Source organism: Williamsia sterculiae (genome assembly GCF_900156495.1).
GTDB lineage: Bacteria > Actinomycetota > Actinomycetes > Mycobacteriales > Mycobacteriaceae > Williamsia_B > Williamsia_B sterculiae.
This window is the reverse complement of the sequence record NZ_FTNT01000006.1, coordinates 141,204-153,309: the sequence shown is the minus strand read 5'-3', so window position 1 is coordinate 153,309 and position 12,106 is coordinate 141,204. Positions and strand designations below refer to the sequence as shown.

At 67.0% G+C, this 12,106-nt stretch carries 10 protein-coding genes; 3 read left to right on the top strand and 7 right to left on the bottom strand.

What is annotated here, in order from left to right:
* Window positions 1-268: 268 nt before the first annotated feature.
* Both BW971_RS11585 and BW971_RS11580 read left to right on the top strand, forming a co-directional pair.
* Complete coding sequence (locus BW971_RS11585; RefSeq protein WP_143690316.1) at window positions 269-1,168, top strand: hypothetical protein; 900 nt, start codon at window positions 269-271, stop codon at window positions 1,166-1,168.
* 9 nt (window positions 1,169-1,177) lie between these two features.
* Window positions 1,178-1,975, top strand: coding sequence for a hypothetical protein (locus tag BW971_RS11580; RefSeq protein WP_076479667.1), 798 nt, complete (start codon window positions 1,178-1,180; stop codon window positions 1,973-1,975).
* Between the two features lie 9 nt (window positions 1,976-1,984).
* Here the strand turns inward: BW971_RS11580 and BW971_RS11575 are convergent, their stop codons facing one another.
* From BW971_RS11575 to BW971_RS11560, 4 genes are all read right to left on the bottom strand, one after another.
* Window positions 1,985-4,231 (bottom strand): MMPL family transporter, encoded by a 2,247-nt coding sequence (locus BW971_RS11575; RefSeq protein ID WP_076479665.1) that lies wholly within the window; start codon window positions 4,229-4,231, stop codon window positions 1,985-1,987.
* Window positions 4,232-4,360: 129 nt separating this feature from the next.
* Window positions 4,361-4,867 (bottom strand): metallophosphoesterase family protein, encoded by a 507-nt coding sequence (locus tag BW971_RS11570; RefSeq protein ID WP_076479663.1) that lies wholly within the window; start codon window positions 4,865-4,867, stop codon window positions 4,361-4,363.
* Between the two features lie 3 nt (window positions 4,868-4,870).
* A complete protein-coding gene (locus BW971_RS11565) occupies window positions 4,871-5,791 on the bottom strand; it encodes an undecaprenyl-diphosphate phosphatase (protein ID WP_076479661.1) in 921 nt (306 codons plus the stop codon).
* Between the two features lie 139 nt (window positions 5,792-5,930).
* Complete coding sequence (locus tag BW971_RS11560; protein ID WP_076479659.1) at window positions 5,931-6,581, bottom strand: TetR/AcrR family transcriptional regulator; 651 nt, start codon at window positions 6,579-6,581, stop codon at window positions 5,931-5,933.
* Between the two features lie 135 nt (window positions 6,582-6,716).
* Between BW971_RS11560 and BW971_RS11555 the strand changes: the two genes are divergently transcribed.
* Complete coding sequence (locus BW971_RS11555; RefSeq protein ID WP_076479657.1) at window positions 6,717-8,195, top strand: MFS transporter; 1,479 nt, start codon at window positions 6,717-6,719, stop codon at window positions 8,193-8,195.
* A 356-nt stretch (window positions 8,196-8,551) separates the two neighbouring features.
* Here the strand turns inward: BW971_RS11555 and BW971_RS11545 are convergent, their stop codons facing one another.
* From BW971_RS11545 to BW971_RS11535, 3 genes are all read right to left on the bottom strand, one after another.
* Window positions 8,552-9,949: an FAD-binding oxidoreductase gene (locus BW971_RS11545; RefSeq protein ID WP_076479653.1), complete on the bottom strand. Its 1,398-nt coding sequence runs from the start codon at window positions 9,947-9,949 to the stop codon at window positions 8,552-8,554.
* Window positions 9,950-10,190: 241 nt separating this feature from the next.
* On the bottom strand, window positions 10,191-10,520 hold the full coding sequence (locus tag BW971_RS11540; protein WP_076479651.1) for a transglycosylase family protein: 330 nt from the start codon (window positions 10,518-10,520) through the stop codon (window positions 10,191-10,193).
* Window positions 10,521-10,862: 342 nt separating this feature from the next.
* Window positions 10,863-12,080, bottom strand: coding sequence for an acyl-CoA dehydrogenase family protein (locus BW971_RS11535; protein WP_076479649.1), 1,218 nt, complete (start codon window positions 12,078-12,080; stop codon window positions 10,863-10,865).
* Window positions 12,081-12,106: the final 26 nt, after the last annotated feature.

Here is a 12,106-nt window from a genome sequence, read left to right as displayed (position 1 = left end):
CTGTGGTGGAACGGGTTGATGGGACGGCCCTGCTAGTGGCTCGGTGGGGCCCTGGGCCTGCCACGGCCGGGGATCCTGTGGGTACCCGTCGGGCGGAGGATTGGTCACCGGACGTTCCTGCCTCTCGCGTCGTGGGGGGTCGACGCCGTACCGACAGAGTTCGATCGTAGGCGCCGGCCGTGCAGTCGGGTGGTAGCGTAACCCGCGTTCGGGCGTACGACGCCCACCACGGGTACGTCAAGCGAGAGCGTCTGCGAGAGTGGGGCATATGGTCGAGGCGCCGGAGTCGCCTGCCTCCCGCCGGCGAATGGTCGGCGTGGTGATGTTGCTGTTGGCGCTGTTGTTGCCGCTGTCCACCGGTGTCTCTGCCGCAGCACCCGATGGGGACCAGCAGTTCGGGTTCTGCGCCGCGCAGCGACAACGGGTCGCCGAGGCAAGTCGCAAGACAGATGAGCACAACGCACGACCGCACGACTTCCTCTTGCCGGATCAGCAGGGCGCTTACGACGCCTACAACGCGGAAGCCGCTGCGGGTAACGCGGAGAACGCTGCGGCCCGATCCGCGCTCCTGAAGTGTCTCCAGGCCATCAGTCAACTGACCGGGCAAGGCACTTCGGGTTACGACGTCAGTCCGGTCAGCCCCGAGGCACGGCGGGTGATCACGTCCCTGCAACAACTCACGCCGGTTCCGGCCGGTTGGACTCCGCCCACGGTTCCTTCGGGTCAGCGATGGACTGTGCCCGGCAATTCGCCGGTCCGGCCCTATTACGACGTGTTGCGTCGGGGAAATCCTCCCACGACAACCGCGACGACGACGTTCCAAGGAATCCCACGCCCCCGCGCGGGCGACCCCGACCCCGCTTTTCCCGGCCGATCCATCGGTGGAACGTCCAGCCTGCCGAAAGTGTCAGCCGACCACATCGTTCCGCTGAGTGAGATCGTCAACCTGCCGGGATATGCGGCGTTGACCCCGACGGACATGTATGTGGTGTCGCGCGCACCGCTGAATCTCCAGTGGCTGTCACAGCGGGCGAATGTGGCCAAGAATTCGGGCTTGGCGCGCAGGGTGGTCGGCGCGGATGAGGCCTGGGTCGAGGAGCAGGATCGGCTGTACACATCGGTACGTGAGCAGCTCATCGCGCTCATCAGCCAACTGAACGGCTCGTAGGATCCACCTATGGTCTCGGTGTCATTCGATCGCGACAGAGTGCTCGCGGCCCTCACCTTCGTCGACACCGTCGAATGGTTCGACAGTCCTTCTGTGCCGGACGATCTCAGCGTGGCGTGGCGGCGACTGGCCGCGCAGTCCGACGCCGTAGGCCGCAAGGACCATGCGCTGTCGATGTGGGGCACCGACCTGCGGGCGCGGCTCCCGCGGTTCGGCGCGGTGTTGGAACATCACCTGCTCGACGTGGTTCCGGCGCGCCTACGGTTCGACGACGAGGGTCACCTCTACCTGCTCTACGTCACCGTCGATGGAACCCAACCCGACGATCCGTACGTCGTCTGGATGGGATCCGATCCGCGGACATCCGGAACGACCGAACCCGCGTCGTGGCCGCTGCTGCCGCGGGAACTGCAGACCTTCGAGCGCCGGGTCCACCCGAGTTGGGGGTGCAACCACAGCCCCACCGACTTCGGTCTGGTCCCTCCCGCGGAGCAGGTGGATCTGTTCCGCCGCGATGGGTTCGATGTCGATCCCGGTGGCTCTCCCGAGGAGTTCGTCGTCGGTGAATATCAGGGCAGGCCGGTCGATCTCTCCGAGCTGACCGAGATCTCCCACGGCGGCGGACAACACAGCCTCGCGGTGTCACCGCGGTTCGCGCCGGGTGAGGTGGTCTACCGGTACGAGGGAGACTTCGAGGTCGGCCCGGTCTGGCCGCACCTCGATCTGATGTTCGTATCCCCCTATTACGCAGCTGCCGACGTCGAGGCGGCGATCGCGGAGATCGCCGCCCGACGAGACAGTCGCTGAGTCCTCGTTTCAGCCGACCGGAGCGGGGTCGGAGCGTCGGAGATCCGCAGGCGTCGCGTCGTGATCGATGGGGATCTCGCGGATCTTCGACCCCTCGATGTCCACGTTCGGCAGGATCCTGTCCAGCCAGCGGGGGATCTGCCAGGCCCGGTCGCCCATCAGGGTGATCATCGCGGGTACCACCAGCATTCGTACGACGAATGCGTCGAAGAACACCGATGCCGCCAGCGCGAAACCCATCATCTTGGACGTGGTGTCCGGCGCCAGCATGAACGACGCGAACACCGAGATCATGATGATCGCCGCCGACGCGACCACACGGGCACCGTGTTTGTATCCGACGATCACCGCTTGCAGCGCCGTCCGGCCGTGTACGTACTCCTCCCGCATACGGGTGACCAGGAATACCTGATAGTCCATCGCGAGGCCGAAGACCACGCCGATCAGGAAGATCGGCAGGAACGAGATGATCGGCTGGGTATGACTGATGAGGCCGAACCATCCTTCCTGGAAGATCGCGACCGTGGCACCGAAGGTCGCGCACACCGAGAACAGGAACCCCAGGGTCGCCGTCAGCGGCACGAGCAGCGAACGGAAGACCACGGTGAGGATGATGAACGCCAACCCCACCACCAGCACCAGATACGGGATCAACGCACCACTCAGCTTCGAGGAGATATCCGACATGATCGCCGTCTGTCCACCGACGTGCAGACTCGCGCCCTCTTTCTCGGTGGTCGACGAGTAGTCGCGGATCTGCTCCATCAGACGATGCGTCTGCTGACCGCTCGGCGAGAACTGCGGGGTCACCGAGATCAGGGCAGAGGTCGCACCGGCTTTCGGATTCGCGGCGTCGGGTCCGTTGCCGACCCAGGTCAACTGGTCGGGGGTGGCCACCGCGTCGAGACCTCTGATGTGGCCGACGGCGTCGTCCGCGGCGCGCGCCACATCACCGTTGTCGCTGTGCAGCACCACCATCAACTGCCCGTTCACACCTTCGCCGAATCCGCGTTTGAGCAGGTCGGTCGCGGCGACCTCGGAGTCCGTGGTCGACGACAGTCCGAGCTCGAGCTTGGCCATCGGCAGGGCACAGACCGCGAGCAACACGAGTCCGGCGATGGTGACAACCCACGGTCGTCGGCCCACCACACCGGCCACACGCTGGCCGTTGGACACCTTCTCCTCGGGTTCATCCCCATGACGCAGCAGCGGGATCCGAGGTGAGAACGCGAACCTACCGAACACTCCCAGGAGAGCCGGGATGAGGGTCAGGGCGCCGAGGACCGCGATCAGCACGGCCAACGCGGCCGCCAGTCCCATCTGCGAGATGAACGGGATCCCGACCACCGACAGGGCTGCCACCGCCACCACCACGGTGAGTCCGGCGAACACCACGGCGGAGCCCGCGGTGCCGACTGCGCGTCCGGCCGCCGACTCACGCGAGCCGCCGAGGGCCAGCTCGCTGCGATAACGGCTGACGATGAACAGTGCGTAGTCGATGGACACCGCGATCCCGAGCATCGTGATGATGCCGGTGGCGCTCTCGTTGATGTTGAACACGCCGGCACCCAGCGTCACCAGCTGGATGGTGATCATCACGCCCAGGATGCCGGTGATGATCGGGATGAATGCCGCGACCAGCGCCGCGAAGGCCACGATCATCACGATGAATGCGACGGCGAAGCCGAGGAGTTCGGCGGTCCCACCCTGTTCCTGGACCTGCATCAGCGTGCCGGTGCCCTGTACATCGAGGCCTTGCGTTCGGAATTCGCCGAGCAGGTCGGTGAACCGTTCCTTGTCGGCGGGCTTCAGATCCTCGGGACTGACGTCCTGTCGAATCTGGATCAGGCCGACGGTGCCGTTGTCACCGAGGACTTTCGATGCCGCCTGCGGCACCAGTTTCGCAGCGGTCACCGGGTTGACGATGCTTGCGGCATCGGTGACCTTCGGCAGTTCCTTGGCCTTGGCCACGAGCTGGTCCAACTGGGCCGAGTGGTTGGCCACCCCGTCGTCGGCCGCGACCACGATGCTCGTCGATGCCTTCGACTGCTCGTCGTTGACGCGCGAGAAGTCACTCTGCAGGATCGACATCGCCTTATCCGAATCGGTACCGGGAAGCTCGAAGTCCTTGGAGAACTTGGGGTTCAGCGAGCCGACCAGACCCGCGACCACCACTGCGGCAGCGATCCAGGCGACGACGACCAACCACTTGTGTCGGAATGAGAACCGTCCGACTCGGTACAGGAACAGGGCCACCCTGATCACCTCCGTGAAGAGAACTTACGGGGCGAGCGGCCGGTGAGCATCAACCTTTTGGGGGATATCCCGCCCATCCTCACGATGGAGGCGCTGGGTCGGGTCACGGGCACTGCTGCGACACCGACGTCACAATCGGTGCAGCACCACCTCACACAACTCGTCGTCGCGGACGACGGCGGTCATGTAGGTGCAGTGCGGTTGCCTGCGTCGATCGGTGGGGGATCCGGGGTTCAACAACCGCAGTCCGGTGTCGGTGGTGGTGTCCCAGGGGATGTGGCTGTGCCCGAACACCAGCACGTCGGTCTCGGGGTACGCCCCCGACATGCGACGTTCCCTCCCCTGCGCGGCGCCCGTCTCGTGGGTCACGGTGAACCGCACACCGGCCACCGTCTCGTCGGCGCGCTCGGGCATCCGCTCGCGCAACTCCGGGCCGTCGTTGTTTCCCCAGCACGCGATCAGCCTCCGCGACCGAGCAGCAAGGGACTCGAAGGTGGCCAGATCCACCCAGTCACCCGCGTGGATCACGACGTCGGCCGCGTCGACCTCGGCGAGCACGTCGTCGGGTAACACCCCGGCCCGCTTCGGGATGTGGGTATCGCTGATCAACAGCAGTCGGAGAGTGGTTCTCGCCATCGCTCAGGCGAACCGAACGATACTGATCGCACCGGCGACGAGGCAGTAGACGACGAAGGGGTAGAGCGTGCGGGTGTGGAAGAACCGGGCCAGGAATCCCACCGCTCCCAACGCGGCCGCGAAAGCACATGCCGACCCGACGAGTGTCTGGCCGCCGATCCCGTGTCCGGCCGGGCCGAACAACTCGGGGAGCTTCAGCACGCCCGCGGCCAGGATCACGGGGGTGGCCAGCAGGAAGGCGAACTTGGCCGCATCCTCGTGGTCGAGGCCGCGCAGGATGCCGCCGGAGATGGTGGCACCCGACCTGGAGATCCCGGGTAGCAGGGCCAGGATCTGACAGGCGCCGACGATGGCCGCGCCGCGGTAACCGAGGCGAGTGGTGACGTCGGTGGCGACGGTGGTGTTGGCGACCGTATCCGGACTCGTGGAGGCGACGTGGTGTCGGCCCGCGCCGCCGACGGCCCGACGGCGGAGTCGTTCGGCGGCGAACAACAACCCGCCGTTGAGGAACAGGAAGATCGCGGCGGCCAATGGTGTGGCGAAGACCTCACGCAGCGGGTGCTCGGCCACGAGTCCGACGATGCCCACCGGCACCGTACCGATGATCAGCATCCAGGCCAATCGCTCGTCGGAGGTCTCGATCCTGCGGTTGCGGACGCTGCGGACGAAGCCGGTCACCACCCGTGCCCAGTCTCGCCGGTAGAAGAGGATCAGCGCCACTGCGGTTGCGACGTGCAGTGCCACGATGAACGCGAGAAAAGGGGTGTGACCTGCGCTGTTGGACTCGGTGACCAGCTTCTGCCAGCTGCCGCCGATCCAGGCCGGCACCAGCAGCGAGTGTCCGAGACTCGATACCGGGAACAGTTCGGTGACGCCCTGCAACAGGCCCATCACCACTGCCTGGGTGTAACTGAGATCGGCCACGGATCCTCCCCTGTCCGACGCCGGTAGCTCCGGCGTCGGACCACGCTAACCGAAAATCAGGCGACAGCCGATCGGTCCTCAGCGCACTCTCAGCTACAGGGCTGCAAGGGATTCGGGCGATGAGCTAGGCATTCACGGATCAGGCAGGGCGCAACCCGTCCAGCACGATGCTGATCAGCCGCCCGTTCACCTCGGGGGTGTCGTCGGGATTGCAGGCCATCGACAGCCCGCCGGCGATGCGTTGTAGTTCGATGGCGGTCACGTCGGTACGGAACAGTCCTTGCTCCTGACCCGCCGTGACGATGGCCTCCATCAGCTTGCGGCTGTTCTCGCGCGATTCGAGGAACACGGGGGCGTCACCTCCGGAGGCGGCGAGGATCGCCTCCTTCATCCCTCGTTTCGTCGCGGCCGAGCGCATGTAGCTCTCGATGACCCCGGCCAGCGCAGCGTCGGCGGGGCCGTTCTCGACCAATTGCCAACCTTGCGAGACGATCTCGGTGGCCTGCTCCCGGAAGGCGGCCTCGACGAGGGCGGTGCGGTTGGGGAAATGGCGGTACAACGTGCCGATCCCCACCCCGGCGGCCCCGGCCACCTTCTCCATCGCGACCTCGATGCCCTCGTCGGCATACAGCGCGCGGGCGGCGGCGATGAGCTTGTCGTAGTTGCGTGCGGCATCCGCCCGGGTGGGGCGACACGCGGCCTTGGGGGCGGACGCTCCCGCGGATCGAGCTGTCACCGCCGACGTATCCGCTGCCATCACGGCCTCCTGCTCGGTGTTCGTACTGCCCACGACTCGTGTTCGTCCTCTGCCCGTCGATGCGGTGCGCGCACCACGGCTTGCTAAGCGGAGGATTCCTCCGTATATTAACTGGAGGAAGCTTCCGTTTCTTCGCTGAGTGTACTCCGACTTCTAGGGAGACCGCACATGTCCAACTCTTCTGTGGCCGATCGCGCCGTGGTCACGGGCCGCATGCCCGATCTGCGCCGACGGCTGCCCCGGATCTCCGGTGGCGCGCTGGTGCTGTTCGCCGTGCTCGGGTGTCAGCTGATGGTGGTGGTCGATGCCACCATCGTCAACGTCGCACTTCCGAATATTCAACGTGCACTGGATTTCTCGCCGACAAATCTGTCGTGGGTGTTGAACGCCTACACGCTGACCTTTGGCGGGTTGCTGCTGTTGGGGGCGCGCCTGGGTGACATCCTGGGACGCCGACGCACCTTTATGGGCGGACTCGCGCTGTTCGTGGTGGCGTCGATGATCGGTGGCCTGGCCACCGACAGTCTGATGTTGCTGCTGGCCCGCGGACTGCAGGGGATCGGGGCCGCGGTCGCCGCACCCGCGGCGCTGGCCCTGCTGATGACACGTTTCGGCGAAGGTGCCGAACGTACTCGCGCCCTCGCGCTGTTCACCGCCGTCTCCATCGGCGGCTTCTCGCTCGGGCTGGTGCTGGGTGGCGGCCTGGTGCAGTGGCTCGACTGGCGGTGGGTGTTCTTCGTCAATGCCCCGATCGGGTTGGCGGTGCTGATCGCCGGATTCGTGTCCCTTCCCGCGGGCGTGCGCCACATCGGTCGATTCGACCTTCCGGGTGCGCTGACCTCGACACTCGGGGTCGGGGCCCTCGTCTACGGCCTGGTCGGCGCGGCCGAACACGGGTGGACGTCGGCGTCGGCGCTGACCGCGCTGGTGGTCGGCGGCGCTCTCCTCGCCGCCTTCGTGATGGTCGAGCGGCGCGCGGTGCAGCCGATCACCCCGCTTCGACTGTTCGCCAGCATGCCGCGTAGTGCCTCGTTCCTCGGTCGCCTGGTGGTGGTCGCCGGCTTCATGAGCACGATGTTCTTCCTGACGCAGTACATGCAGGACGTGTTGCACTATGGTCCGCTGGCCACTGGACTGGCGTATCTGCCGATGACCGCTGCGACGTTCGCGGGTTCGCAGTTCACCGCGCGCTGGGCGATGGGTCGGTACTCCAACCGGTCGCTGCTGGTGGTCGCGTTCGCGATCGCGGCATCGGGGCTGTTCTGGCTCAGCTCCATCGGGACCGGGTCGAGCTTCATCGACATGGTGGGTCCGCTGGTGCTGATCGGTTGGGGCGGCGGGATGTCATTCCTGTCGCTGACCACGGCGTCGCTGCGGGGTGTGCATCCCGACGACGCGGGTGCCGCGTCGGGTCTGGTGAACGCCGCTCAGCAACTCGGCGGCACCATCGGTCTGGCCGTGATGGTCGCGGTGTTCGGGGCGGCGGTCCCGGCATCCCAGCACGGGGTGCAGGCCTTCACCACCGGTGTCACCACCACCTTCCTGGTGGCCGCCGCTCTCATCACCGGTGGCATGGTGTTGATGGCGCTCACCCAGGGCGAACGCGAGACGCAGGGACCGGTCGCCCTGATCGGTGACCGATCCTGATCACTGACCGACCCGCGACTGCCGGCTCAGCCGGCGACGGGCGGGACCGCCGGTTCCGGCGTCGGTGACGGATCCGGCGGTGCCGGACTCGGCACCGGCTCGGGAGTCGGTGACGGAACGGGTGTGGGTACGGGTTCCGGATCCGGGATCGGTTCGGTGCCGGGTTGGCCAGGTGGCGGGGGTGTCGGGGGAGCGGGAACGGGTTGTCCCATGACGTCGGTCCCTTCGCTGATGGGCGGTCGCGCCGCGGCGATCACGCAACCGTTCGGCTCACGCTACCGCTGATGTGACGACGACCACCCCGGTGCGGCGCGATTCGTTGTCGCCGCACCGGGGTGGCCTATGTGTACGACCGGTCAGACGACACCGCCGGAGCGGACCGCGAGACCGCACCGCAGCACGCCGTCGGGGTCGTGGCGATCGGCCAGTTCGGCCAGGCGCGTACGGGTGTCGTCGTCGTAACTGCGTGCCACTCGGTCGGGGTCTGCGGCCGAACCGAAGTTCGGCAGCGCTCCACCGGTGGACCAGGGTGCCATCGCCTGCAGCACCGCCGTTCCGTGCACTCCGACGGCGTCGGCGATCGGCGGGGCGAGTACCCCGATGGCCAGCAGGCTGTACTCCGCGTCGCGGTGGCAGAACGCGCTGGGATGTGCCGTCGGACGGTTCAACGCCCCGCCCAGCAGTCGGAGTTCGACGATCACCTGGGGGGATTCGGCGCGCGGGCCGGCCACCTCCAGCAGGGTCTGCACGGTCTCCGGGGTCAGCTCGCGCAGCAGGGCGGTGTGCTCCCGGGTCGGCATCGGGTCCACCGGATCGGCGTGGATGGCTGCCATGGCCGCGTAGGGCATCATCCCGGCGGTGTCGATCAGCGCGGGTGCGACCGCGCGCATCGGCGCCAGGACGGCCGCGGCGGTCTCGGCGTCGGCGACCGATGCGAACCGCACCGCGACGGTGAACCGTCCGGCCAGCGGAGCGGGTACGTGCGGCAACGGCGGCAGTTGCAGCAGGGCGAGCGAGGTGCTCGCGTGGTGGGGCATCTCGGCGGTCCACCGGCGCCAGCCCTGCACCACCACATCCGCGTCGGCGCCGTCGAAGAACAGCGTTCCGGCGTAGAACTCGCTGATGGCCGGCATCGAGAACTCGACGGCGGTAACGATCCCCAGCGTCGACTTGCCGCCCCGCAGGCCCCAGAACAGCTCGGGTTGGGTGTCGGGGGTGACGTGCACCATCTCGCCGTTGCCGGTGACCAGATCGAAGGACAGGACATGGTCCGACGACAGGCCGTGGGTACGGACGAGCGGCCCGATACCGGCTCCGGTGAGGAAGCCGACCACACCGACGTCGGGGGACGATCCGGCCAGCGGTGCGAGACCGTGCGGGGTGGCCTCGTCCATCACTCGCTGCCATGTGACGCCCGCACCCACCCGCGCGGTGGCAGTGGCCGGGTCGACGACGCACTGGTCGAGATCCGCCGTGAGCACCAGGATGGTGTCGTCGGCGACCGGGGAGGCTCCGTGTCCCGTTGTCTGAACGGCCACCCGCAGACCGGCGGCACGGGCGAAACGCACGGTCTCCGCGACGTCGGTCGCGTTCGCGGCGGAGATGACCGCGGCCGGGGTGACCGGCACGGCGACGTTCCAGGGGGTGCAGCGGTCGTAACCGGGTTCACCGGGCAGGGCCACGGTTCCGGTGATGATGCCGGAGAGGACGGTGAGATCGGCGGCGAGGGGCTGGGCATTCGGGGCGATGGTCATCGTGGGTGTCCTTGTCGAAGGTGGTCGGGTTCTCGATTGCGAGAACAGTGCGCCACCGCACTGGGAGGACACTGGGAACGGCTTCCCAGGGGCTTGGAGCGGACCAAAAACCGGGTCGCCGTGCCCTTGGTGGACACGGCGACCCGGAAGTGCGCATCCCGTCGGTGGGATGGCTGGTCCGATCAGTCGAATGTACGGTCGGTTCAGCTGACCGGGGTCAGCCGTCGTGCTGGGGTGCGGGTCAGAGGTTGGCGCCGCACACCGGCCATGCGCCGGCTCCCTGGGTGGCCAGCACGTTCTCGGCCACGCGGATCTGCTCATCGCGCGATGCACCGGCGGGGCTTCCGGAACCTCCGTTGGCCGCCCAGGTGCTCTGGTCGAACTGCAGACCGCCGTAGTAGCCGTTGCCGGTGTCGATGCTCCAGTCGCCGCCGCTCTCGCACTGTGCGACCGCGTCCCAATCGTGGGTGTCGGCCGAGGCGGTGCCCGCCATCAAGCCGAGGGGGGCCATCGCGAGGGCACCGACGAAGGTGGTGCGGACGGCGAGCTTCTTCAGGTTCAGGTTGGTCATCGTGCTTACTCCTCACTCCATCCGGGGTATGCCAGATGGCCGATCGTGGACCGGTGGCGACCATACAAAAGGGTCACGGATAGGTCACGTCGGTTCGCTGACCTGCGCGATAGCTCGCCGGGCCGCCGACAACGTTCTGCGAACCCGCGAATACGCAGCGCACGACGGCGAGTCGGAAAAGTCCGAAGCCGGTGTCGCGACGACCGCGCTGTGACTCAGAACACCGGTCAGAAGTGACCCGGGACACCGCTCTGCGGCGACTGAAACGGGCTGCGGACAGCAGACGGGCGGGACATCGACCCCTCGTCGACATCCCGCCCATCGGTGGTGTTGGTTGTCAGCTCATTTCAGCTCGGCGCTGCTCTTGTCGAGCACACGACGGGCGATGATGAGCTGCTGGATCTGCTGGGTGCCCTCGAAGATGTCCAGGATCTTCGAGTCGCGAGCCCACTTCTCCAGCAGCAGCCGCTCCGAGTAACCCAATGTGCCGGTGAGCTCCACCGCCTTGGTGGTGGCATCCACCACGGTGCGTCCGGCCTTGGCCTTCGACATCGAGGCTTCCTTGGAGTTGGGCAGCTTGTTGTCGGCCATCCACGCCGCACGCAGCGTCAGCAGATAGGCGGACTCGAAGTCCGACTCCAGACGGAGGAACTCGGCCGCGGCCCCGGTCTGGGTGCTGATGGGCTTGTCGTAGTCGATCTCGACTCCGGCGTCGGTGAGTTGTGCACGCAGTTCCTCGAGCGCGGCTCGGGTGATCCCGATCGCCATCGCGGCGACCAGCGGGCGGGTGTTGTCGAAGGTCTGCATGACCCCGCCGAAACCCTTCTTGGTGTCCACCTCGGGTGAACCCAGCAGGTGGTCGCTGGACACCCGGCAGTTCTCGAAGCGGATGGCCGCGGTGTCGGAGGCCTTGATACCGAGCTTGTGCTCCAGTCGCTCGACGGTGACACCGGGGTGGTCGCGCGGGACGAGGAAGCTCTTGATCGCGGCCCGGCCCAGGCTCTTGTCCACGGTGGCCCACACCACGACGTGGTCGGCGCGGGCTCCGGCGGACACGAAGATCTTCTCGCCGTTGATGATGTAGTCGTCACCGTCGCGGGTGGCCGTGGTGGAGACCGCGGCCGAGTCGGAACCGAAGCCCGGCTCGGTGATGGCCATCGAGGCCCACACCTTGCCGAAGTGTTCGAGTTGCTCGTCGCTCGCCACGGCGGCGATCGCGGAGTTGCCCAGGCCCTGATAAGGGATGGACAGCATCAGACCGACGTCGCCCCAGGACGCTTCGATGGCGTTCACCACCGACTGCATGTTGCCGCCGTTCGCGATGACGCCCTCGGGCCGCTCCTTTGTGGCGGTCTTGCGACCGCCGTCGGCGCCTGCTCCCGCAGCGCCCGCCTCGCTCAGCCCGTCGAACAGGCTCGCGAGCGTGTCGAGCTCGACGGGGTAATCGTGTTCACGGAGGTCGTACTTCCGCGAGATGGGCCGGAAGATCTCCGCAGCCGCCTGATGGGCCTGGTCGACGGTGACCCGCAGCTTCTTCGGGAGTTCGAGATTGATGGGCATGGTGAGAGTCCTTTCTGGTCGGATGT

What these genes read in the sequence shown, in the direction of transcription:
- BW971_RS11585 (WP_143690316.1), top strand. Translation starts at nt 269, where the DNA reads ATGGTCGAGGCGCCGGAGTCGCCTGCCTCCCGCCGGCGAATGGTCGGC.
- BW971_RS11580 (WP_076479667.1), top strand. Translation starts at nt 1,178, where the DNA reads ATGGTCTCGGTGTCATTCGATCGCGACAGAGTGCTCGCGGCCCTCACC.
- BW971_RS11570 (WP_076479663.1), bottom strand. Translation starts at nt 4,867, where the DNA reads ATGGCGAGAACCACTCTCCGACTGCTGTTGATCAGCGATACCCACATC.
- BW971_RS11555 (WP_076479657.1), top strand. Translation starts at nt 6,717, where the DNA reads ATGTCCAACTCTTCTGTGGCCGATCGCGCCGTGGTCACGGGCCGCATG.
- BW971_RS11545 (WP_076479653.1), bottom strand. Translation starts at nt 9,949, where the DNA reads ATGACCATCGCCCCGAATGCCCAGCCCCTCGCCGCCGATCTCACCGTC.
- BW971_RS11540 (WP_076479651.1), bottom strand. Translation starts at nt 10,520, where the DNA reads ATGACCAACCTGAACCTGAAGAAGCTCGCCGTCCGCACCACCTTCGTC.
- BW971_RS11535 (WP_076479649.1), bottom strand. Translation starts at nt 12,080, where the DNA reads ATGCCCATCAATCTCGAACTCCCGAAGAAGCTGCGGGTCACCGTCGAC.